General features: G+C 64.9%; 20 protein-coding genes and 1 pseudogene. 9 read left to right on the top strand and 12 right to left on the bottom strand.

All coding sequences use genetic code 11. The features are described from left to right. Positions 1 to 23 precede the first annotated feature (23 nt). Positions 24 to 2726 carry an excinuclease ABC subunit UvrB gene (gene uvrB, locus QM672_RS16750; protein WP_415083899.1) on the bottom strand — a complete coding sequence of 901 codons (2703 nt, stop codon included), beginning with the start codon at positions 2724 to 2726 and terminating at the stop codon, positions 24 to 26. A 155-nt stretch (positions 2727 to 2881) separates the two neighbouring features. Between uvrB and QM672_RS16745 the strand changes: the two genes are divergently transcribed. Next, positions 2882 to 3256, top strand: coding sequence for a lysozyme inhibitor LprI family protein (locus QM672_RS16745; protein ID WP_415083897.1), 375 nt, complete (start codon positions 2882 to 2884; stop codon positions 3254 to 3256). A gap of 128 nt (positions 3257 to 3384) precedes the next feature. Here QM672_RS16745 and QM672_RS16740 read toward each other — a convergent pair whose 3' ends face one another. Further along, positions 3385 to 4095 carry a GNAT family N-acetyltransferase gene (locus tag QM672_RS16740; RefSeq protein ID WP_415083895.1) on the bottom strand — a complete coding sequence of 237 codons (711 nt, stop codon included), beginning with the start codon at positions 4093 to 4095 and terminating at the stop codon, positions 3385 to 3387. Between the two features lie 174 nt (positions 4096 to 4269). On the opposite strand from QM672_RS16740, the gene QM672_RS16735 reads away from it, so the two are divergent. Continuing rightward, positions 4270 to 5124, top strand: a complete 855-nt coding sequence (locus QM672_RS16735) for a hypothetical protein (RefSeq protein WP_415083893.1) — start codon at positions 4270 to 4272, stop codon at positions 5122 to 5124. Beyond that, complete coding sequence (locus tag QM672_RS16730; RefSeq protein WP_415083891.1) at positions 5121 to 5819, top strand: lysozyme inhibitor LprI family protein; 699 nt, start codon at positions 5121 to 5123, stop codon at positions 5817 to 5819. The genes QM672_RS16735 and QM672_RS16730 overlap by 4 nt, the downstream gene beginning before the upstream one ends. Before the next feature lie 15 nt (positions 5820 to 5834). On the opposite strand, the gene queC is transcribed toward QM672_RS16730, so the two are convergent. The 5 genes from queC to QM672_RS16705 form a co-directional block, all read right to left on the bottom strand. Beyond that, the gene (gene queC / locus QM672_RS16725; protein ID WP_415083889.1) at positions 5835 to 6539 is read right to left on the bottom strand and encodes a 7-cyano-7-deazaguanine synthase QueC; all 705 of its coding nucleotides are present in this window, start codon (positions 6537 to 6539) and stop codon (positions 5835 to 5837) included. A 226-nt stretch (positions 6540 to 6765) separates the two neighbouring features. Beyond that, positions 6766 to 7701 carry a rhodanese-related sulfurtransferase gene (locus QM672_RS16720; protein WP_415083887.1) on the bottom strand — a complete coding sequence of 312 codons (936 nt, stop codon included), beginning with the start codon at positions 7699 to 7701 and terminating at the stop codon, positions 6766 to 6768. 184 nt (positions 7702 to 7885) lie between these two features. Continuing rightward, on the bottom strand, positions 7886 to 9943 hold the full coding sequence (locus QM672_RS16715; protein WP_415083885.1) for an elongation factor G: 2058 nt from the start codon (positions 9941 to 9943) through the stop codon (positions 7886 to 7888). Positions 9944 to 10086: 143 nt separating this feature from the next. Further along, positions 10087 to 10830, bottom strand: coding sequence for an NAD-dependent epimerase/dehydratase family protein (locus tag QM672_RS16710; RefSeq protein ID WP_415083883.1), 744 nt, complete (start codon positions 10828 to 10830; stop codon positions 10087 to 10089). A 161-nt stretch (positions 10831 to 10991) separates the two neighbouring features. Next, positions 10992 to 11156: a hypothetical protein gene (locus tag QM672_RS16705; protein WP_311944394.1), complete on the bottom strand. Its 165-nt coding sequence runs from the start codon at positions 11154 to 11156 to the stop codon at positions 10992 to 10994. A 437-nt stretch (positions 11157 to 11593) separates the two neighbouring features. On the opposite strand from QM672_RS16705, the gene QM672_RS16700 reads away from it, so the two are divergent. Further along, on the top strand, positions 11594 to 12796 hold the full coding sequence (locus QM672_RS16700) for a pyridoxal phosphate-dependent aminotransferase (RefSeq protein ID WP_311944393.1): 1203 nt from the start codon (positions 11594 to 11596) through the stop codon (positions 12794 to 12796). A gap of 88 nt (positions 12797 to 12884) precedes the next feature. Here QM672_RS16700 and QM672_RS16695 read toward each other — a convergent pair whose 3' ends face one another. From QM672_RS16695 to QM672_RS16685, 3 genes and pseudogenes are all read right to left on the bottom strand, one after another. Further along, on the bottom strand, positions 12885 to 13646 hold the full coding sequence (locus QM672_RS16695) for an SDR family oxidoreductase (RefSeq protein ID WP_415083878.1): 762 nt from the start codon (positions 13644 to 13646) through the stop codon (positions 12885 to 12887). A 174-nt stretch (positions 13647 to 13820) separates the two neighbouring features. Further along, positions 13821 to 14177, bottom strand: coding sequence for a hypothetical protein (locus QM672_RS16690; protein WP_311944391.1), 357 nt, complete (start codon positions 14175 to 14177; stop codon positions 13821 to 13823). Positions 14178 to 14230: 53 nt separating this feature from the next. After that, positions 14231 to 15790 (bottom strand): annotated as a pseudogene (locus QM672_RS16685) (FAD-dependent monooxygenase); the annotation flags it as partial. 78 nt (positions 15791 to 15868) lie between these two features. Here QM672_RS16685 and QM672_RS16680 point away from each other — a divergent pair. Further along, on the top strand, positions 15869 to 16327 hold the full coding sequence (locus QM672_RS16680) for a MarR family winged helix-turn-helix transcriptional regulator (RefSeq protein ID WP_367623339.1): 459 nt from the start codon (positions 15869 to 15871) through the stop codon (positions 16325 to 16327). A 97-nt stretch (positions 16328 to 16424) separates the two neighbouring features. On the opposite strand, the gene QM672_RS16675 is transcribed toward QM672_RS16680, so the two are convergent. Beyond that, a complete protein-coding gene (locus tag QM672_RS16675) occupies positions 16425 to 16796 on the bottom strand; it encodes a septal ring lytic transglycosylase RlpA family protein (RefSeq protein ID WP_082979910.1) in 372 nt (123 codons plus the stop codon). Positions 16797 to 17007: 211 nt separating this feature from the next. Between QM672_RS16675 and QM672_RS16670 the strand changes: the two genes are divergently transcribed. The 4 genes from QM672_RS16670 (at position 17008) to QM672_RS16655 (ending at position 21410) form a co-directional block, all read left to right on the top strand. Continuing rightward, the gene (locus QM672_RS16670) at positions 17008 to 17952 is read left to right on the top strand and encodes a mitochondrial fission ELM1 family protein (protein WP_415083875.1); all 945 of its coding nucleotides are present in this window, start codon (positions 17008 to 17010) and stop codon (positions 17950 to 17952) included. A 13-nt stretch (positions 17953 to 17965) separates the two neighbouring features. Further along, entirely contained in the window at positions 17966 to 18928 is a 963-nt protein-coding gene (trxB, locus tag QM672_RS16665; protein ID WP_311944387.1) for a thioredoxin-disulfide reductase, read from the top strand. Positions 18929 to 19104: 176 nt separating this feature from the next. Further along, positions 19105 to 19995 (top strand): LysR family transcriptional regulator, encoded by an 891-nt coding sequence (locus tag QM672_RS16660; RefSeq protein ID WP_068291406.1) that lies wholly within the window; start codon positions 19105 to 19107, stop codon positions 19993 to 19995. 1022 nt (positions 19996 to 21017) lie between these two features. After that, positions 21018 to 21410, top strand: coding sequence for a GFA family protein (locus QM672_RS16655; RefSeq protein ID WP_367623338.1), 393 nt, complete (start codon positions 21018 to 21020; stop codon positions 21408 to 21410). A gap of 30 nt (positions 21411 to 21440) precedes the next feature. Here QM672_RS16655 and QM672_RS16650 read toward each other — a convergent pair whose 3' ends face one another. Then, positions 21441 to 22949, bottom strand: coding sequence for a winged helix-turn-helix domain-containing tetratricopeptide repeat protein (locus QM672_RS16650; RefSeq protein ID WP_415083872.1), 1509 nt, complete (start codon positions 22947 to 22949; stop codon positions 21441 to 21443). Between the last annotated feature and the right edge of the window lie 9 nt (positions 22950 to 22958).

Here is a 22958-nt window from a genome sequence, read left to right as displayed (position 1 = left end):
AGCTGGAGAATTGCCCAGGTCCGCTACCGCTTCCACCCCCGTCCAGGCTTCCCACCACCCTTCTTCCTGGCCTCCGCACCCAACGGCACCTCGCGATCCGTGCCTGGCCCCATGCTGTCCAGCCCCGGCTTGGCGGCCCGCGTCTTCGGCAGATTCGCTGCGTCGCCATAGGCCTTCGGGCCCTTATAGGCGCCGGCCTTCTGGCGCACGTTGATTTGCCGGGCCGAGCCGTCGTCGGCCACGGCCATTTCCGTCTCGCGCAGGCGCTTGAGTTCGTCGCGCAGGCGGGCGGCTTCCTCGAAGCGGAGGTCGGCGGCGGCGTCGCGCATGCGCTTTTCGAGGTCGGCGGTGACCGCTTCGAAATTGTGGCCGACGGTGGCGACATTGTCGGCAAGGCCCTTGTCGACGGTGACGCGGTCGCGCTCATAGACCGAATTGGTGATGTCGGCGATCGAGCGCTTGACGCTCTCCGGCGTGATGCCGTTGGCCTGGTTCCAGGCCATCTGCTTCTCGCGGCGGCGGTTGGTCTCGGCGATGGCGCGCTCCAGCGAGCCGGTCATGTTGTCGGCATAGAGCAGGACGCGGCCGTCGACATTGCGGGCGGCGCGGCCGATGGTCTGCACCAGCGAGGTCTCGGAGCGCAGGAAGCCCTCCTTGTCGGCGTCCAGGATGGCGACCAGGGCGCATTCGGGAATGTCGAGGCCCTCGCGCAGCAGGTTGATACCAACAAGCACGTCGAAGGCGCCGAGACGCAGGTCGCGGATGATCTCGATGCGCTCGATGGTGTCGATGTCCGAATGCATGTAGCGCACGCGCACGCCGTGGTCGTGCATGTATTCGGTGAGGTCCTCGGCCATGCGCTTGGTCAGCACGGTGACGAGGCTGCGATAGCCTTTTCGCGCGACCTCCTGCACCTCGCCGAGGAGATCGTCGACCTGGGTGCGGGCGAGACGGATCTCGCATATTGGATCGATCAGTCCGGTTGGGCGGATCACCTGCTCGGCGAAGACGCCGCCGGTGTGCTCCAGCTCCCATTTGCCGGGGGTGGCCGAGACATGCACGGTCTGCGGGCGCATGGCGTCCCATTCCTCGAAGCGCAAGGGACGGTTGTCGAGGCAGGAGGGCAGGCGGAAGCCATATTCGGCCAAAGTCGCCTTGCGCCGGAAGTCACCTTTGTACATGGCGCCGATCTGCGGCACGGTGACGTGGCTCTCATCGGTGAAGACGAGGGCGTTGTCGGGCAGATATTCGAACAAGGTCGGCGGCGGCTCGCCGGGCAGGCGGCCGGTGAGCCAGCGCGAATAGTTCTCGATGCCGGCGCAGGAGCCGGTGGCCTCCATCATCTCCAGGTCGAAGGTGGTGCGCTGGTCGAGGCGTTGGGCCTCCAGCAGGCGGCCGCCGGTATAGAGCTGCTGCAGCCGGGTCTTGAGCTCGTCCTTGATGCCCTTGATCGCCTGGTTCAGCGTCGGGCGCGGCGTCACATAATGCGAATTGGCGTAGACTTTGACGAATTGCAGGTCCTGGATCTTCTGGCCGGTGAGCGGATCGAATTCGGCGATGCTCTCGATCTCGTCGCCGAACAGATTGATGCGCCAGGCGCGGTCCTCATAGTGGGCCGGGAACAGCTCGATGGTGTCACCGCGCACCCGGAAGGTGCCGCGGCCGAAATCGGCATTGATGCGCTTGTATTGCAGGGCGACGAGGTCGGCGATCAGCTGCTTCTGCTCGACGCGCTCGCCCACGCTCATGCCGAAGGTCATGGCGGTGTAGGTTTCCACCGAGCCGATGCCGTAGATGCAGGAGACCGAGGCGACGATGATGACGTCGTCGCGTTCGAGCAGCGCGCGCGTGGCCGAGTGGCGCATGCGGTCGATCTGCTCGTTGATCGAGGACTCCTTCTCGATATAGGTGTCGGTGCGCGGCACATAGGCCTCGGGCTGATAGTAGTCGTAGTAGGAGACGAAGTATTCCACCGCATTGTTGGGGAAGAACGACTTGAACTCGCCATAGAGCTGGGCCGCCAGCGTCTTGTTGGGCGCCAGGATCAAAGCGGGGCGCTGGGTGCGGGAGATCACCTGCGCCATGGTGAAGGTCTTGCCCGAGCCGGTGACCCCGAGCAGCACCTGGTCACGCTCATGGCTCTGCAGGCCCTCGACCAGGTCGGCGATGGCGGTGGGCTGGTCGCCGGCCGGCTGATATTCCGAGACCAGCTCCAGGCGGATGCCGCCCTCGCTCTTGTCGGGGCGCGAGGGGCGGTGCGGCGTCCACACCGGCTTGCCGACCATGCGCGGGTCGCCGCCCTCCAGCAGCTCGGAGAGCGCCTTGATGGTGCCGGCCGAACCGCCGAGCTTGTCGAGCCCGTCGGGATCGGCCTCGCCGCCATCCTTGGCGCGTGCCTTCTTGTCGGGCCCCTTGCGTTTGACCGCGCGGCCCTCCATCTCGGCGCCTCCGCCGGCCGAGGGTACGCCCAGTTTGGCGGCCAGCTCCGGATCGAGGCCGGTGATGGCGCCGGTGTCGAAGCCGCTCTGCGGCCCCTCGCCGAAGCCCGGCTTCTCGTCGTCGCGCAGGCTACTCTTGGCCTCCTTGAGCAGGCCGGGATTGAGCAGGGCCTTCAGATGCTCGTCGAGCGAGGGCAAGGCCGGCCGCGCCGCCTTGGATTTCGGCGTGCGGAGTTTCTTCGGAGCAGGGGTCTTGCTCGAGGAGGGGGCTTTGGGTGTATCGGACATGCCCTGATAATGGGGTGAGTCACGCGCGGGGGGAAGGGCCGTCGTCGGAAACTTGCTGACAACGTCCTGTCAGCAGGGTGGCGAAGTTCCCCGCGGCACGACAAGGCCGGTGTCCCTGTGCTAGCGACGGGGGATCATTGCCTTCGGAGTTTCGGATGATCCGTCCTGCAAGTTTTATCATGGCAGCGACCTTGGCGGTCGCAACCCTTGCTTTGCAAGGCCCGGCCCAGGCCGCCGGCTTCGACTGCCGCAAGGCGCATACGGTCGTCGAGAAGCTGATCTGCGCCCATCCCAAACTGTCCCGCCTCGATGACGAGATGAACCGGCTCTACCAGGCCATCGAAGGCGAGACGCGCGGGGTCGACGGCGAGACCGGCGCGGTCAGCGATCCCTTCGGCAAGGACCAGACCCGCTGGCGCGAGACGGTGCGCGACATCTGCACCGGCGCCCCCTGCATCGAGCGCGCCTATGCGGCGCGCATCGCCCAGGTCAAGAAGGACTGGGCCTCGGCCCTGGGCGAGGGGCAGTAAGAAAAACGCTGTCGTCCCCGGCGATACCCTCGGCCTCTCTCGCTACGCTCGCGAGGCGCTCGGCCGGGGATGACAGAGCATCTAGTCCGGATCACCTGTCGCCATTTGTGGCCGGGTTTCTCCCCGCCTCAACGGACGTGGAAGTCCGTAGCGACCAAAGGCAGGCCGAGACGGGCGGCGACGGCGCGGGAGGCCAGGTTGTCCCAGGAGGTGCTGTAGAAGGGCACGGCCCCCAGCGCCCGCACGGCCTGCGCCCAGCCGGCGACGACCGCAGCGGCATGGCCCCGGCGGCGGTAATCGGCATGGGTTTCGACCCCGGCGCAATGCACCGCGTCCGAGATGCGCACGCTGGCGCAGAGCGCCACGGCGCGATCGCCTTCGACCATTGCCAGGAAAGGCCGCCGGTGCGGCACGTCCGGCAGCCAGTCGGGAAAGAGCGACCGCAGCAGGTCGGCATTGCCCTCATGGATGGCGACGGGTTGCCGTTGCGGCGGCGGGACGGCATCCGCCCGGTAGACCGGCCCGGCCCAGATCTGCGTCACCGGAGCCTGGTGGCCGAGCAAATCGAGATAGGCTTCCTCCCGGGCCGGGCGCTCCCTCGGCACCTCGCCCAGCGTCTCGTCGCGGCAGAGTTCGCCGAGACGGGCGACCAGGGCATCCGGCATGTCGGCACGGCAGCGAAACAATGGCCCGGCCGGCGTGCGCATCAGATGGAAGCGGGGTGCCGGGCGGCAGTCCCACTCATTGCTGTGCAGCAGGCGCCCGCGGGCGTCGGTGGCATAGAGCGTGTCGAGACGGCGGCTCAGCAAGGCCCGCTGGGAATCTGTGTCGAGAGGCATGGGCTGAGCCTATCGATGCCGCACCGCACAGGCAATCGCGGGGGCGAGCGTCCTGTATCCGCCGAAACTGAGGCCCCGGGCAAACGATGCAAGAGATCGCCACAGCCCTAGATTGTCCTGGCTCCGGCTCATGCTAGATCTCGGATCGTCCCTCCGGAATGGAATCACCGCGACATGAAGCTTCAGCTTGCCCTCGGTGCCGCTGCCCTGGCCCTGATGCTGCCCGGCCAGGCCCTGGCCGATTGCGACATCACCGACGCCCTGCTCAAGCAGGCCTATCCCGACGCGCAGCAAGGCGACAACGGCCTGCTGGTCAAGGGCGGCGGCTATGATCGTGCAATCAACCCGGATGACGTGGTCTGCAAGGCCTGGCCCTACCGCCCCGAGCTGATGCTGGCGGCCGTGCCGCTGATCGAGGCCAAGCCGCCGGTCGAGGGCGAGAACAAGGGCGATGTCGAGATCATCATCGCCGATGTCGCCACCGGCAATCCCGTCGCGCGGCGGCTGGAAAAGGGCATGGCGTTCTCGGACGCCATCCAGTTCGGCTCGATGAGCCTCGATACCGCCCGTTACGACGTCGGCGACGGGCTGCGCGCCTTCGGCCTGCGCACCTCGCAATCCGGCAGTTCGCGCGTCAATCCCTATGACGAACAGGCGCTCTGGATGTACACCTTCGACAAGGGACGCATCGAGCGCGTGCTGGACGGGCTGATCGTCGAGCGCAGCAATGGCGAGAACAATGGCGATTGCGAGGGCGAGTCGACCTCGGTCACGCGGACCGTCAAGCTCGGGCCCAAGGTCGAGCTGGGCTATCGCGACCTCACGGTCGAGCAGGCCGTCACCCACGAAACCTCGAAGAAGGTCGGCGGCGAGTGCCGCTTCGACAAGCGGCCCGGCAAGCCGGCGAAATTCGAGCTGATCTACGACAACGGCCATTATCGTCCGGCCGCCGGTGTGAAGCCGCCCGGCGAGAAGGGCGATATCGAGACGGACCTGTTCTCCAGCATCGAGATCGGGGCGCAGCCATGATCGGGCGCCGTCTCGCCGGCCTTGCCATTGCCTGCCTCCTGCCGGCCGTCTTCACGCCCATGATCGCCCAGGCCGCCGGCAAGCCCTCCTTCGATTGCCGTAAGGCGGCGACCGAGGTGGAGCAGGCAATCTGCGCCAGCCCAGCCCTGTCGAAAGCCGATGCCGAGATCGCAATCGCCTATGACCGCTTGCGCAAGGCCCTGGATCCCCGGGCCGCGGCCGCGCTTGCCGCCGACCAGCGCTGGTTCGTGGGCGCCCGCGACGATGCGGGCGCCAGCAAGGAAGGGGTTGGTGCCTTTCGCACGCTGAAGGAGCGTCTTATGGAGCGGGCGCGTTTCCTGAAGGGGATCAGGACGAAGCCGGAGGACGGCTTCGTGGGCAGTTGGCACAACAATACGGGTGGGTTCGACATCGAGGCCAGGCCGGATGGCAGCCTGATCGTCTCCGGCGATACCGTCGAACCGGTGATGGGGCGCTGGGTCTGCGAGATCAATGCCAGCGGCAGGGAGGCCGGCGGCGTCTTCGAGGCCAGGCAGGAAGGCGACGCCTCCTTCCTCAAGCTCACCCGCGAGGGCGCCAGCCTCAAGGTCGAGACCGTGTTTCCTGATGATGCGAGCGAGCACCGGGTCGAATATTGCGGCCAGAACGGCTCGATGGACGGCAGCTATTTCCAGGTACCATCAGGCAGCAAATGAGGATGGGCATTCACGTCAGGAAACGCTCTCGGCCATGAAGCGCCGGTAGCCGCTGGAGCGCAGTTCGCAGGCCGGGCAGGTGCCGCAGCCATAGCCCCAATCGTGCCGATGGCTGCGATCGCCATTGTAGCAGGTGTGGGTCTGTTCGCGGACGAGGTCCACCAGCCGGTCGCCGCCGAGTTCCCGAGCCAGCGCCCAGGTCTGCGCCTTGTCGATCCACATCAGGGGCGTGTGGATGACGAAACGGCTTTCCATGCCGAGATTGAGCGCCAGCTGCATCGCCTTCATGGTGTCGTCGCGGCAATCCGGATAGCCGGAGAAATCGGTCTCGCACACACCGGTGACGAGATGGCGAGCGCCGCGCCGATAGGCGAGGGTGGCGGCGAAGGTCAGGAAGAGCAGATTGCGCCCGGGCACGAAGCTGTTGGGCAGGCCGTTCTCCTGCATGGCGATCTCGACGTCGCGCGTCAGGGAAGTTTCGCTGATGCGGCCGAGTATGCCGAGGTCGACCAGGTGGTCATCGCCCAGGCGCGCGGCCCAGGCGGGGAAGGCGTCGCGAAAGGCGGCGAGAACCACGGGGCGCATCGCCAGCTCGATGCCGTGGCGCTGGCCATAATCGAAGCCGATGGTCTCCACGCTGTCGAAGCGCTCGAGCGCCCAGGCCAGGCAGGTGGTGGAATCCTGACCGGCCGAGAACAGGACCAGGGCTTTGTTAGACATGGTTCTCTCCATCCTGAACTTTGAATTGTTATCCCGGGCCTCGCTGCTTGCGAGCACAGCGAGGAAGAGCGAGGGGAAGGGGATCCAGGGGCCATTGCGTCGAGACCTTCGGTCCCTGGATCCCCTTCCCGCCACTGCGGTGGCGCCGGGGATGACACGGTCTATCTTTCGCTAATGCGTTGGTCGCAAGACTGGTTGGCATAGGCGCGCGGAATAGCGGAGCTTGTCAGCTTTCTCCAACCGCCGTGGCGAGGCGCGGGCCGAGATGGGCGTGGCCGCGCCGGCGTGCGAGCGTCTCCTGGCGATGGCGTTCGCGCGAGGAGGCTTTCTGTGTCTCGGTGAGCGTTGCGGCGCAATAGGGGCAGCTCACCCCTTCCTCGTAGTCGGGCGATTGCCGGTCCGTTGCCGAGAGAGGCGACAGGCAGCCATGGCAGAGGCTGAAATTCTCTGGCCTCAGGCCGTGGCCGACCGCAACGCGCTTGTCGAAGACGAAGCAGGCGCCCTCCCACAGGCTCTCAGTGGGCGGAATCTCTTCCAGATAGCGCAGCACGCCGCCCTTGAGGTGATAGACCTCCTCGAAGCCCTCGCGCAGCATCAGGCTGGTCGCCTTCTCGCAGCGTATGCCGCCGGTGCAGAACATCGCCACCTTCTTGTGCCTGGCAGGATCGAGATTGTCCCTGACATAAGCAGGGAAGTCGCCGAAGCTCTCGGTCTTCGGATCGAGTGCACCCTTGAAGCTGCCGATGCGCACCTCGAAATCGTTGCGCGTGTCGATGACCAGCACATCCGGATTGGAAATCAGGGCATTCCAGTCCTTGGGCTCGACATAGGTGCCGACGCGCTCCAGCGGGTCGACGCTCTTGTCGCCGATGGTGACGATTTCTTCCTTCAGCCGCACCTTCATGCGCAGGAAGGGCATCTCCTCGGCGAAGGAGGTCTTGTGCTCGATGCGATCGAGGCCGGTGATCGCGCGCAGGCGCGGATGGAAGCTCGCCATCGCCTCGGGCGTACCGGCCACCGTGCCGTTGATGCCTTCATGTGCCAGCAGGATGATGCCCTTGATGCCGAGCGAGCAGGTAAGCTTGGCCAGCGGCTCGCGCAGCTCGGCGAACCCGGGCAGGCGGGCAAAATGATAGAACGCGGCGATTTCGATGGTCGGCATCGCCGCTCTTTAGCGCCAATGGAGGCGGGGGGCAAATTCCTCATGTCATCCCGCACGCGGTGCAGCATGCAATGCTGCTCCGCAGATGCGGGACCGTTCTTCGGCACCGGCGCTTGGCTCCCTACGCGGTCCCGGATCTGCGCCGCGGCACGATGTGCCGCAGCTTGTCCGGGATGACCCCTCCCTATTGCGCCGCCTGCCGGGACGCCACGATGGTGTCGGCCTGCCGCCCCGAGAGTTCGGCCAGATGGTCGAATTTGGACCGGAACGTGCCGACGCCTGCCGTCGCCGAACGCAGCTCGATGATCAGGTCGGTGATCTCGGCTTCCGGGATCAGCGCCTGCACCACGTCCCAGCCTTCCCAACCGTCGCGGGCATCGAAGCCGAGGATCTGGCCGCGCCGAGAGGAGACGATGGCGTTGGCCTTCGCCGTGGCATCCGAGGGCACCGAGATCTCCACCGCCAGCACCGGCTCCAGCAGCACGGGATTGCATTGCGGCATCGCCTCGCTCATGCCGATGCGCGCCGCCGTCTGGAAAGCCATGTCGGAGGAATCCACCGTGTGATAGGAGCCGTCCGTCAGCGATACGCCGACATCCACCACCGGGAAGCCGAGCGGGCCGCGCTTGAGATAGTGCTTCACGCCCTCCTCGACGGAGGGAATGTAGTTGCGCGGCACCACGCCGCCGGTGATCTTGTCGATGAAGGCGAAGCCCTCGCCGCGGGGCAGGGGCATGACGTCGATCACCACGTCGCCGAACTGGCCATGGCCGCCCGATTGCTTCTTGTGGCGACCGCGCACGCCCGTCACCGGCTTGCGGATGGTCTCGCGATAGCCGATCTGTGGCTGGCTGGAGTCGACGGCGACGCCGAATTTCGAGGCGAGCTTCTCCACGGCCACGCGCAGATGCATCTCACCCTGGCCGCGCAGGACAGTGTCGCCGAGCTCGGCATTCTGCTCCATGGCGAGCGCCTGGTCCTCGTCGGTGAGGCGCTGGAGGGCGGCCGAGAGCTTGACGTCGTCCTTGCGGTCGCGCGCCCGGACGGCGAGCGACATCACCGGCTGGGGCGCCTCGATCTCGGCCGGCCGGGGCACGGCCTTGCCGACAGCCAGCATGTCGCCGGTATGGGCGGCATCGACCTTGCCGAGCGCGACGGTATCGCCGGCCTGCGCCTGCGTCGTCTTCTGGGTGGTCTGGCCCAGCAGCCGGGCACAGCCGGCGATGCGGCCGGTCTCGCCGGAAGAGGTCGTGACCGTCATGCCTTCCTGGAAGGCGCCGCTGAGCACGCGCGTCAACGAGAGCTTGCCGGCATGGGCGGTATGGAAGGTCTTCATCACATAGCCCAGGGGCTCCGATCCCGGCGTGATGCCGAGCCGTGCGGCGGTCTCATGGATGCAGGGCGCCTCATGGCGTAGCGCCTTCATCAGCCGCAGCATGCCGTTGCCATTGGCCGCCGAACCCATCAGGACCGGCACGGCCAGGCCATCGCGCAACTCGTGGGCGAGGTCGTCGAAGACCCGGTCGCGGGGCGGCTCGACCTCTTCGAGGAGCTGTTCCATCAGCGCGTCGTCATGATCCGACAGCCGTTCCAGCATGGAATAGCGGGCATCCTTGCTTTCGTCGCGTTCGTCCGGCGGGATCTCGACCACCTGCGAGGCGGCATGCTCCTGGTAGATGAAGGCGCGCTCGAGCGCGAGGTCGACATAGCCGACGGCGACGCCGTTCTTCCAGATCGGGATCTGGCGCAGCAGCAGCGGCAGCCGGGAGGCCGGCTGCAGCAGCGGCAGGGCCTCGCGCACGCTCTGGTGCGAATTGTCGATCTTGTTGAGGAAGAGGAAGCGCGGAATTTTCTGGTCTTCGAGTTCTCGCAGGATCAGCTGCAGGGCCGGAACCTTCTTCTCGTCGGCCTCGCAGACCACCACCGCGGCATCGACCGCCGGCAGTACGGGGCGCATCTCGGCCAGAAATTCGATCGAGCCGGGGCAATCGATGAAAGTAAAGGTCTCGCCCATGAAATCCACGGAGGCGATGTTGGCCTCCACGCTCATGGTGTGGGCACGCGCCTCGGCGCTGGCATCGCCGATGGTGGAGCCGGCCGCCACGGTGCCCTGGCGCTGCAGGGCGCCCATGCGTGCGAGGATGGCTTCAAGAAGGGTCGTCTTGCCGCTTTGGAACGGGCCGACCAGGGCGATGCAGCGCGGCCCGCTGGATCGTCTGCCGTTTGGAGTGTTCTGCGTCATTGTCGCGTCCCTCCTGTTCTGGCCGCCGCTCTTTTGGGCGGCTGATTGGAACCGTCGCGCCGATTGGAGGCCGTGGCAAGGGAAAAGTGACAAGCGCTGGCAAGGGCGGCAAAGCCTATGCCGCCCGGCAAACCATGCTCCGCTCAGGCCGCAAGGCGGAAATCGGCCCGCCAGCCGAGCTCGTCCAAAGCCCTGGCGGTCGAGAGTTCGGCGCTTGCCTCAGCGACATTGTAGGCACCGGGCCGGCCGCGATCGATTGCGAGCAGCGCCGCCAATGCCGCGGCATCGACATGCACCGACATTGGCCGTCGCGGACTGTCGCTGCCAGTGCCGGGACCGTAGAGATAGCCGTAGCGTAGGACCACGCCTTCGGCCGGCGCCTGGAGCACGGCGTCCTCCAGGGCGATCACCCCCTGCACGCTGACGGCGCCCGGACCCTCGGCGCCATGGTTGAGGGGATCGGTCTCGGCATGTGGCAGCGGCCCGGGCGCGTAGACCCAGGCAATGCTCTGGGCGATGATCCGCCGGGCTCCGGCCGCGAGAGCGGCCGCCACCAGATTGGCGGTGCCTTCCCGGCGAATGCGGGCATTGCGCGGCACGAAATCGGCCATGCGGGCCGGGTCGAGGGCTGGGGGCAGATCGGTGAGCTGATGGATGACGATTTCAGGCCTGGCGGCCGTTACCGCGGCGACCAGCGCGTCACGGTCGAAGACGTCGACCACGACCGGCTTGGCCCCCAGTTCTTGCAAGGCGTCGGCTTTGGCGGGCGTACGCGTGGTGCCGACGACGCGGTGGCCGGCCCGAAGAAGCAGGCGCGTGAGCGGCGCGCCGATGGCACCGGTCGCACCGGCCAGAAAGATGGTTCGAGGTGAAGTGGTTTGGGACATGGCTAACCTCGTCTCAGAATGATCGGTTCTGAAATAGCCTCGCCATGAGGTCAGCGAAAAGTGCCAAGAATTGTATGAAGGACTGTACCAAAAAAATGCGCCGGATGGCGGGGGGACCATCCGGCGCGTTGAGCGACCCGTTCAATTCGCTTGCGGGGGGACTAGGCGAAGAACCCAATGGTCGCTGTTACTACTGTTGCGGTCGCGAGAAGTCCGACGAGCCAGAGCGCCAAGGTCAGCTGACGTTCCGCCTCGGCCGCCGAAACGCGCATGGCGCGGGTGTCGGCCTTGAACATGCGTGCGGTTGCTTGATTGACGGCCATCATGATCTCCTCGAAACACTCGACTGGAAAACCTCTAACGTCCTTCCGTCTAGACCTTCGCCCGGCGGGACGAAGTGCGAAAACGCACGCGGCACTCAACTCGGTTACTTGGTACTCCGCCTCACACCACCGGAACTCGCGTGGCCATGAAGCGCATCGGCTACGATCAAAGCATCGCTGCCGATCACGGCGGGCTTTTGCACGTTCTCGGGCGGCGGTGAGGAAGTTTCGCGGCATTGTTGTGTCGATGTCACCAAGCAATGAACTCGCGCGACCTCTCCGGCAAGTTGTGCATTGGACGTAATCTTTGCGCTTGAATGCAGGCCGGGCGGCGCCTAAGCAGAGGCGCGCCCTGCGGGGCGGGCAGGGGGCCGCCCGCGCGGCGGCCGCTAGGTTCCGCTTCAACCCGCATTTCCCACGGCTTACAGGAGTTCCCAGCCATGGCTTTTCTCGCCGACGCCCTCTCGCGCATCAAGCCTTCCGCGACCATCGCGGTGAGCCAGAAAGCGCGCGAACTCAAAGCGGCGGGACGCGACATCATCGGCCTGGGTGCGGGCGAGCCCGACATGGATACGCCCGACAACATCAAGAAGGCCGCAGTCGACGCCATCATGCGCGGGGAGACGAAATATCCGCCGGTCTCCGGCATCCCTCAGCTGCGCGAAGCCATTGCCGCCAAGTTCAAGCGGGAGAACGGGCTCGACTACAAGCCTTCGCAGACCATCGTCGGCACTGGCGGCAAGCAGATCCTGTTCAACGGTCTGATGGCGACGCTCAACACGGGCGACGAGGTCGTCATCCCCACGCCCTACTGGGTGTCCTATCCGGAGATGGTGGCCCTGTGCGGCGGCACGCCGGTCTTCGCCGAAACCACGCTGGCCACCAATTTCAAGCTGTCGCCCGAGGCGCTGGAAAAGGCGATCACGCCCAAGACCAAGTGGTTCATCTTCAATTCGCCGTCCAACCCGTCCGGCGCCGCCTATAGCCGTGACGAGCTGAAGGCACTCACCGACGTGCTGCTGCGCCATCCCCATGTCTGGGTGATGACCGACGACATGTATGAGCATCTCGTCTATGGCGATTTCGTCTATTACTCGCCGGCCCAGGTCGAGCCCAAGCTCTATGACCGCACCCTCACCATCAACGGTGTCTCCAAGGCCTATTCGATGACCGGCTGGCGCATCGGCTATGCCGCCGGCCCCGAGAAGCTGATCAAGGCGATGGACATGATCCAGGGCCAGCAGACTTCGGGCGCCTGCACCATCGCGCAATGGGCGGCGGTCGAAGCGCTCAATGGCACGCAGGACTTCATCCCCGAGCGCCGCAAGATCTTCGAGGGCCGCCGCGACCTGATCGTAGGCATGCTCAACCAGGCCAAGGGCATCCAGTGTCCGACGCCGGAAGGGGCCTTCTACGTCTATCCCTCCTGCGCCGGCACGATCGGCAAGACGGCGCCCAGCGGCAAGGTGATCGAGACGGACGAGGATTTCGTGTCGGAACTGCTGCAGGCCGAGGGCGTGGCGGTGGTGCATGGTTCGGCCTTCGGTCTCGGCCCGAATTTCCGCATCTCCTATGCGACCTCCACCGAGGCCCTGGAAGAGGCCGGCCGCCGTATCCAGCGCTTCTGCAACACGCTGGTCTGATCGTCTAGGATCGGGATCTCATCCGGCCCGCCCCAGATGGGGCGGGCTTTTTATTGAGGTGTGATCGGCATTTTCAGGCCTTGCGCGGTTACGTTTTCGGATCCGGATTTTCCGTATGCCCGTCGACCGCGATGATCTGGCCCGACACGAGTCTGGCCGCATCGGATGCCAGGAACACGGCCATGGCCGCGATGTCCTCGGCGCTGACGAAGGAACGCATCGAGGTTCCGCCGGCATAGCCGGCATAGATCGCATCGCGCGTCGTGCCCTTGGCCGCAGCTTCCCTGGCCATGACGGCTTCCATGCGGGGACCTTCGACGGCGCCCGGGCAGATCGAATTCGCCCGGATGCCATAGGGGCCGAGTTCCATCGCCAGCGTTTTCATCAGGCCATTGATGGCCCATTTCGAGGCGCTGTAGGGAGCCCGGTTCGGATAGCCGTAAATGCCCGCCGTCGACGAAGTCAGGATGATGGCGCCCGAGCGCTGTGTCTTCATGCTAGGTGTTGCATGCTTGGCGAACAGGAAGGCGCCCTCGAGATTGACCGCCAGGCAGTGCCGCCAAGCCGCGACCTCGATAGTCTCGATCGGAGCCGTGGGACCGGCGATGCCGGCATTGGCACACAGGGTGTCCAGCCCGCCCCAGGAAGCGCAGATCCGGGCGAACAAGGCTTCGACTGCGGCTTCGTCGCAGACATCGAGCGGCGTACGCTCCCAGGTCGGCGGACAGGAGGCCAGGGCGCCTGCATCAACGTCTGCGACCCATACATGCGCACCCGCCTTGTGAAACGCCTCGGCCATGGCCCGGCCGATGCCGCTGCCTCCCGCCGTGATCAGAACGCGCTTGTCCATGGTGATGCCCCCTGGTTCGCCCGCCATAGTTTGAGGAGGCTACGCTTGTCGACGCCTCGAGCAGGGGGCGGGAAGCGACGCAAAGCGTGCCTGTTGCGACTTTGTCCGGGTGCTAGTCGCTCGGGGCAATCGCCGTACGAAAGCCGAAGATCCTGCCCAACGGCAAAAGCCCCTTCAGCGTTGCCAGCTTCGGGCGGCGAGCCACAGGCCGAACACCAGCACGGCCACCAGGACGACATGGAATATCGTGTCGCCACCTGTCTGTGGTCCGATGCCGATGGCGATCGTGAAGGCGCCGACCAGCGTCCCGAGAAGGGCAAGGCCTTGTGCGACAAGGGCGGCATGTCGCGCTAGGGACGGACGGACAAGGCCGGTGGCGAAGCCCAGCGCCAGGATGACGGCGATGATCGCTTCCGCAGTGGCAGCTCTCGAATGGGGCTCTCCAAAAGGCAGCAGTCCCGCATGCACCAGGGAGGCACAGGCAAAAAGCGTAATTTCGGGGGCGAGCAGGCGTGCGATCGGAGCGGTCATGATACTTGGTTCGCGTTTCCGGTCATGCCCATGCCAAGGCAACGCAGGGCGGCATACAGGGTGTCTGGTTTGCTTTCATCCGGGGAAGAACGCCAGGCGACGAAGCCGTCCGGCCGTACCAGCACGGCTCCATCCGGATCGAGGCGATAGGCAGCCGGCCAGCGGTCGTCGATGTCGACGATATCGCCCTCGGCGCCGATGATCTCGCAGGCGAGCGGCAGGTCGAGCCGCCGACGAGCCTCCTCGGCTGCCTGGCGCCAGTCGGTCTTGCTTGCCAGCAGCACGAGACCTTTGCCGAAGAGATCGAGACTGGACAGGCGCTGGCCATCGCGTTCGAGCCAAAGATGCGGGGCGCGGGTGCCGGGATTCGCCGCCAGCGTGGCATGAGACTCGAAGGGCGTGCTCGACATGAGGCCGGCCGGCGGGAAGGCGCCGGCTTCGAGGCGCTGGCCGAGCACGACGTCGTAATCCGGCACGACCGGAACTGCCGGCGGCAGGCGCTTGGAGGGGTCCTTGAACCAGCTTTGCAGCCGGGCGAGGGCCTGGGCCAATGTCGCCTGCACGATGGGGCGGCGCTCGGCGTCATAGCTGTCGAGCAGACGCGGATCGGCCTCACCCTTCAGCACCATGGCCAGCTTCCAGGCGAGGTTGTGGGCGTCGTGAATGCCGGTATTGCCACCGAAGGCGCCGGTCGGCGGCATCAGATGGGCGGCGTCGCCGACGAGGAAGGCCCGGCCCTCGCGAAAGCGGTCGGCGATGGCGGCGGCGACCTCCCATGCCCTGATGTCGACCGGTTCCGCCTTGATGCCGGGGCGGCCTGCCGCACAGATCGCCAGTTCGCGGCAGCGGACTGCGTCGAAGTCCGCCGGGCGTTCGCCTTTCTGCGGAAAATATTGCAGCGCCAGCAGCCAACGACCGCCGGCGCGCGGCGTGATGGTGCCGTTGAGATCGGTGATGAAGCAGGAGGTGAAGCGTCTGCCCTGCAGGATTGGCGGCAGGTTGGTGTCGAAGATGATGCTGATCCAGTGCTGCAGGGAGCCGGGGCCGCTGCGACCGATGCCGAGCCGTTCGCGCAGGCCGCCATTGGCACCGTCGGCAGCGATCACATAGTCGGCGAGCACGACCTCTTCTTCTCCGCTGGCGAGGTTGCGGATGTGGGCGCGGGCTCCGGTAGCGCCTTCCTCGAAGACCTCGAGCTGGCGGCCAAAGCGGATCTCGGCGCCATGACGTTCTGCATGGCGGCGCAGGATTGGCTCCAGTACGTGCTGGTCGCAGGTGGCAGGCTGGGTGGGGCTGAACGGGGAGGCGTCCGGCCAGCCGAGGTCGCTCCACTGGATGTCGGGATCGGCGAGGTTCTTCGCCCGTGCAATGCCGCCGCCCTGCTGATCGCCGGTCCGCTCGGCGCGGATTTCGTCCTCCAGCCCGATGCTGCGGAAGATCTCCATGCTGCGTGGCGAGATGCCGGTGAATTTGTATTGGATCGAGGTGCCGGCGTGCCGCTCCACCACGAGGCAGCCTATGCCCCGATGGGCGAGCAGCGCGGCCGCCGTCAGGCCGGTGAGACCGCCCCCGACGATGAGCACCGAGGTTCTGGTTTGCGAGATCGTTTCCATGGCTATCGCCTCCGTTCGCTATTATTTTGATTGACTAAAATATTTTAATAGTCAAATATTTTTAGCGAACGAATTTTCGTGTCTGCCGAGGATGCCCTGATGACGCCGCCGGATCGCAGCCCCGACCCCGCTTCTGCGGCCTGGCGGCTGATGTTCGATTATCTGATGCGCTCCTCGCCGCAGCGCCTGGAGAGCCTGCAAAGCCGCGGCCTCACGCCCAATGACTCCAGGGTCCTGTTCACGCTGGATCGGGAAGAGGCGCGTCCGATCGGTACGCTGGCGCGGCAATGGGGCGCCGATCCCTCGACGGCCACCTGGCTGGTCGATCGGCTGGAGCGGGCGGGCCTCGCCGAGCGCTCCCCTGCGCCTGGTGACCGCCGGGTGAAACTGGTGCGGCTCACCGAAAAGGGGGAGGCCACCCGCAAGGAGTTGATGGAAGAATATTATCGCACGCCGCGCGAAGTCGCGGCCCTTGCTCCGGTCGATCTGGCGGAACTGGTCCGCATCTTCTCCAAATTGAACCAAGGCGTGGAATGAAAGGGCGTCGCCACCGGCTCCAAAGGCCGGCGGGCGCAAAGAAAAAGGGCAGCCCGGAGGCCGCCCCTATTCGCTCGTCTTCTCTTTATTGTCTCGCTCAGCGGGCTGCGAGCCGCTCCATCTTCACCTTGGCGGTGCCCGAAGACACCATGCCGACGGCGCGGGCGGCGCCATAGGAGAGATCGAGGACACGGCCTTTGGCGAAGGGGCCCCGGTCGGTGATGCGCACCACAACCTTCTTGCCATTGCGCAGGTTCGTCACCTGCAGCTTGGTTCCGAAGGGCAGGGAGCGATGCGCGGCAGTCAGACCACCCGGGTTGAAACGTTCGCCATTGGCAGTGCGGCGACCGCTAAATTCCTTGCCGTAGTAGGAGGCCACACCGACGGAGTCAGCATAGCTAGTTCCCGTCATCGTTAGTAGAGTAATTGCTGCGGCAAAAAATGTAGCGTTCGTCGTTTTAGACGTCATTCAGTCAAGCTCTCAATAGTTGGGGATGCGCCGGGTTATAAGGTGAATTGTGTTCTCAATATGATTGACAAAAAAGCCCCGATGAACTCAAGGACTTAGGCCTGTTGTCAGCGCTCTGAGGAGCTAATCTGGACTGGATTTCCAAACAAAAAACGCATCTGATTTGAACCCCGGTGGCGTGCTGGCGAAAGGACGTGTTAAGACCGCCGTCATGGCTCTGATTTGGACCCTCACGGATGGCAAGGCGGGCGACGCTCTGCAGTGCCTCGGCGTTGCCGAGGCGGTGCTGGCGCAGACCGGCGGCAACATCGTGGAACACAAGGTGTCGCCGCGGCGCCTCTATGCCCTTGCCATGCCCTGGGGGCCGCCCGACCCGGCCGACCTGCGCAAGCTGGCGCCACCCTGGCCCGACCTGGCGATCGCCTCGGGCCGTCGCGCCGTGAGCTACCTGTCCTGGCTGAAGCGGCGCTCGCCCGCCACGCTAACCGTATTTCTCAAGGATCCTCGCACCGGAACCAAGGCGGCGGATTTCATCTGGGTGCCGGCGCATGACCGTCTGCGCGGGGCCAATGTGCTGGCAACACTGACCTCGCCGCACCGGCAGACGCCGGCCGTGCTGGCGGCGGCGCGCGTGGACGCCCGCGCCGAACTCACCGCTTTGCCGCAGCCGCGTGTCGCCGTGTTGGCGGGCGGTCCCTCCAAGGACGTCGCCTTCACACCCGATGATGTCGAGGGCTTCGTATCGGCATTGTCGCGGCTGGCCGATAGCGGCGCAGGGCTGATGGTCACCCCGTCGCGCCGCACGCCGCCCGCGATGGCGCAGGCGATCGCGCGGGCCCTGGAGGGCAGGCCGGCATGGATCTGGGATGGGCAGGGGGCCAATCCCTATGCGCAGATGCTGGGGCTGGCGGATGCTTTCGTGGTGACCGCCGATTCAGCCAACATGCTCAGCGAGGCGGCGGCGACCGGCAAGACTGTCCATGTCTACCTGCCCAAGGGCGTGCCAGCCAAGATCATGCGCCTTGTCGACGGCCTGATTGCGCACGGGGCTGTGGTGAAGTTCGACGGGCATCTTGAAAACCACCCCTATGAACCCCTAGATTCAACCCCTTTGATTGCTCAAGAAATCCTCGCGCGCCTTCGGGCGGCATCCTGATTGGAACCTCGGCATGGCTACCCGTCACTCCAAGCTCATCATCCTCGGCTCGGGCCCGGCGGGCTATACCGCGGCAATCTATGCAGCGCGCGCCAATTTGTCGCCCCTGCTGATCTCCGGCATCCAGCCCGGCGGCCAGCTCACCATCACCACCGATGTCGAGAACTATCCCGGCTTCTCCTCGGTGATCCAGGGGCCCTGGCTGATGGAGGAAATGCGCAAGCAGGCCGAGCATATGGGCACGGGCATGGTGTCCGACCATATCGCCAAAGTCGACCTGTCGCAGCGTCCCTTCCGCCTGGAAGGGGATACCGGGGACGTCTATTTCGCCGATGCCCTGATCATTGCCACCGGTGCCCAGGCCAAATGGCTGGACATGCCGTCGGAGGAGAAGTTCCGCGGCTTCGGCGTCTCGGCTTGCGCCACCTGCGACGGCTTCTTCTTCCGCAACCGCAACGTCACCGTGGTCGGCGGCGGCAACACGGCGGTGGAAGAGGCGCTCTATCTGGCCAATATCGCCGCCAAGGTGACGGTCGTGCACCGGCGCGACCATTTCCGTGCCGAAAAGATCCTGCAGGATCGCCTGTTCAAGCATCCCAATATCGAGGTGGTCTGGAACAGCGTGCTCGACGAGATCGGCGGCAACGAGATCCCGCTGGGTGTCACCCACGTCAATCTGCGCAATGTCGAAACCGGCGTCGTGACCAAGCATGATACCGATGGCGTCTTCATTGCCATCGGGCACAAGCCCGCCTCCGAACTCTTTGCCGGACAACTCACCTTCAAGAATGGCGGTTATATTCAGACCGTTGCGGGCACGACGGCGACCAGCGTTCCGGGCGTCTATGCCGCCGGCGACGTCGCCGACGACGTCTATCGCCAGGCCGTCACCGCGGCCGGCATGGGCTGCATGGCGGCGCTTGAGGCGGAGAAATGGCTGGCGGCTGAGGAAGTCCACAGGGAAGCTGCGGAATAAATCGATTTCCGCCCTAAATTTGCCACCCGTTTCAAACTTTTAGGCAATCATCATATACTCTGCGCAAATCAGATCTTCGCGCGTCGCCGAATACGCGTTGAACTTGGCCGACGTTGAACCGAAGCAAAGCAAGGGTCGAAGCGCAGAATCTGGAGCGGGGCTGAACTGGGTGCTTCATGGATTGGGATAAGCTCAAGGTCTTTCACGCGGCTGCGGAGGCCGGCAGCTTCACGCATGCGGGCGACGTGCTCGGATTGTCGCAGTCGGCCGTCAGCCGGCAGGTCTCCGCTTTGGAAGGGGATCTGCGCACGCCGCTGTTCCATCGTCATGCGCGCGGGCTGATCCTGACCGAACAGGGCGAAATGCTGTTCCGCACCACCCAGGATGTCATGCTCAAGCTGGAAGCGGCGATGGGCGCCCTCAGCGACAGCCGGGAAAAGCCGAACGGGGAATTGCGCCTGACCACCACGGTGGGGCTCGGCACCTATTGGCTGACGCCGCGCATCGGTGAGTTTCTCGATCTTTATCCCGATATGCGACTCAAGCTCCTGCTGACCGAGCAGGAGCTCGACCTGGGCATGCGTGAAGCCGACGTCGCGCTGCGCATGCGCCAGCCCGAGCAGGGAGACCTCATCCAGCGCCGGCTGTTCACGGTGCATTTTCATGCCTATGCCGCGCCTGAATATATCAAGCGTTTCGGCCAGCCGCGCAGCATCGAGGAGATCGACCGCCATCGCATCATCAGCTTCGGTGGCACGGCGGGCAGCTTCCTTCAGGCGATCAACTGGCTGAATACGGTCGGGCGCGATCCCAAGGACCCGCGTGAGCCGGTGTTCGAGGTCAACAATCTCGGCGGCGTCAAGACGGCGGTGGAGAGGGGCGTGGGCCTCGCCGTGCTGCCCGATTATCTCGTCGGCCGTGAGTCGACCCTGGTCCAGGTGCTGCCCGATGCGGAAATGCCGCAGCTCGAGACCTATTTCGTTTATCCCGAGGAGATGAAGAATCTGGCCCGTATCCAGGTTCTCAGGGATTTCCTGGTCAGCAAGGCCCAGCGCTGGGCCTTCTAAAACCTCGTGCCAAGAAGACGATGCCGGTTTTCGGCAAAACGCTGCGGCAACAATGACTGTGGGCACCGGGCCAGATTCCGAAATCGGATCGGGTGCCGCAGATCCCGCGCGATTCATCCAGGCACCCGCAAGCTTGCATGACCTAACCAGGCATGGCCCGGACACCCAGCGTCTATCCGACGGCAGGCGCAGCTCCCAGCCAATCGGATCGGAACCGCGGCATTCCTTTCCGTGAACTGCGGTGCTTTCCGGCTGGGTTCCCCGATCGACTTGCCTATTTTTACAGCAAAGGTGTGCTGCGCGCCGTCTTGACCAAGGATTGGGCAAAAAGGGTGGCCATTTCGGCGGCAATTGCATCTATGCGCAGCACGCAGGGCCGGCATGTGAAAGAAAGCGTTGCAGGAGGGGGCCGGCAAATATACTCTCAGCCTTGTCAGACGTTCGGGCCATCATCCTCCCGGTGGCGACCTGGAGCATCTGACGTTCCCCTCTGGATGGTGACTTTTGGACTTTGTCCAAGCTACGGCCGGGTTCGTCCCGGCCGTCTTTTTTTGTCCAGAGTGCAAGGCGGTAGTTTTCTACAGCCTGCTTCATCGGCACAATGCTACATGACAACTTTGTAACAACGCTGAAAGGGAAAGTTTTTCCTTCCAGCGTTGCCGGGTTAAGTCTCGATTACGGATGCCGCGATCGCCGATCCAGGTGGGCTCGGGCTCTTCATGTCGAGGAGAGAATACCGCCGCCTGAAAACGGGACGGCATCCATATACCGCCGGACGGTCTCGGCAAGACGATGACCTGGCCAATGCGGCGGCAGCAGGATCAGGTTTTAGGCAGCATGGGCTTGAGCGGTCCGGGGCGCCCTTCGAAAGGCCAGCTGACTTTTCGACGTATGAAAATGCAACGAGACAGGGCGATCGGCAAAAAGCGCGAATCGGTCTTAGGATCGCCCTGAGGGATCGTGGCAATGACGGGCCGGTTCGTTGTAACCATTTGATCGCTTGATCGCAGGGGAGGCGCAACATGGACCGATTCACTGGCGGCTGTTTGTGTGGTGATGTCCGGCTCGTGGCATCGGGGCGCCCATACCGGGTCGGCCTGTGTCACTGTCTCGATTGCCGCAAGCATCATGGGGCGCTCTTCTATGCCTCCGCAGTGTTCCCCCAGGAGGCGGTGACGATCGAGGGCCAGACACGCGACTATGCCGGCCGGTTTTTCTGTCCCCGTTGCGGCTCGTCTGTTTTCGCACGCAGCGCTGACGAAATCGAAGTGCATCTGGGCACCCTCGATGCCCCCGATCAGTTGATGCCCACCTATGAAAGCTGGACCGTCCGCCGCGAATCGTGGTTACCGCCGTTTCCGCTCAAGAGCCACTACGAACGCGATCGTGAAGCTTCGGACCGGTCCGAAGATTAGAGAAGAGGCGATTTTCTCGAATTGTGTTTCTCACTCTGGCAGGCCGGCCTTGCGGCAGCCATCGACGAAATGCTCGAGCGTGGCGGCATCGCGGAAGGGTTCCGTCCTGGCCCAGTGGCGAATCGTGAAATGCGGGTTGCCGACAAGGAACAGTTCGACCTCCGCGCGCGCCTCGTCGAGCCGGCCCAATTGGGCCAGGCTTGCCGCCAGGAAGCGGCGTGAGCTGGTGCGGTAGGTCTCGTCCCTGCGCAGCGTTTCGATGGCGGCTTCATAATCGCCGGCCGCATATTGCGCCTGGCCCAGCGTCAGATAATACCAGCTGGGTGGAAACGGGTTCAGCCGGAATGCCTTGCGGATCTGTTCGAGACCTTCCTCGACCCGGCCGGCTAGGACCGAGATGTCCGACAGGACAGCCCAGATGTCGGCCTCATTCGGATCGAGGTCGATCGCCTTGGCGAATTGCGTGTCCGATTCGGCGAAGCTGCGATCATAGGCCAGCAGATAGGCCAGGACCCAGCGGCAGCCGGCATCGTTTGGATCGAGTGCGACCGCCTTGCGCGCCAGCTCCAGCGCGACGCTGCGGGAGGTTTCGGTCGGCCCACCCGAATGTACCCATCCCATCCAGTGGTTCATGGCAAGCCAGCGATAGGGCTCGGCATAATCCGGATCGAGCAGGGTCGCGCGCGTCAGCATCATATGAGCCTCCTGCGCGGTCTGCGGTGAATCGTCCATCAGTCGGCGTGCGCGCAGGCAAAGGTCGTAGGCCTCGAGATTCCGGGGCGGATTGCGGGGCGACGGAGTGCGCAGCCGGCCGAGCAACGCTTCCATGATCTTGCCGGTGACCTCGTCCTGGACGGCAAAGATGTCGTCCAGGCTACGGTCGAAGCGCTCCGCCCATAAATGGTCGCCACTCACGGCGTCGACCAGTTGCGCATTGATACGAACACGCCCGGCAGCACGTCTGGCGCTGCCCTCCAGCAGATAGCGTACGCCGAGATCCTGTGCGATGCCACGCACATCCATCGCCTTGCCCTTATAGGCAAAGGCCGAGTTGCGGGCGATGACGAACAAGCCCGAGATCCTCGACAGATCGGTGATCAGGTCTTCGGTCAGCCCATCGGCGAAGGATTCCTGCTCGGGATCGTTGCTGACATTCACGAAGGGCAGCACGGCTATCGACGGCTTGCCGGGCAGCGGCAACGGCTTTCGCTGCTCGCGCCCGAGCTCTTCGACGGCGCCGGTGAACCGATAGCCGATGCGCGGAACCGTGACGATCCACTCGCCGCCATCGGGGGCCGAGCCGAGGAGCTTGCGCAGTTGCGCGATCTGGACGGTGAGGTTGCCTTCCTCGACGGCCGTACCGGGCCAGGCGGCGTCCATCAGTACGGCCTTGCCCAGGATCTCGCCGGGCTTTTCGACCAGCGCCGCAAGCAGCTTCAGTCCGCGATAGCCGGCGGCAACGGGAGCGTCGTCCCGAACAAGCGTTCCCGCGCCTGAATCGAACACGAACGAACCGAAGGCAAAGCGCGATCCCTGCATGGGGCGCAA

It is taken from the genome of Labrys sp. (in: a-proteobacteria) (assembly GCF_047605565.1).
Lineage (GTDB): Bacteria > Pseudomonadota > Alphaproteobacteria > Rhizobiales > Labraceae > Labrys > Labrys neptuniae.
This window is presented reverse-complemented; position numbering and strand designations above follow the sequence as displayed.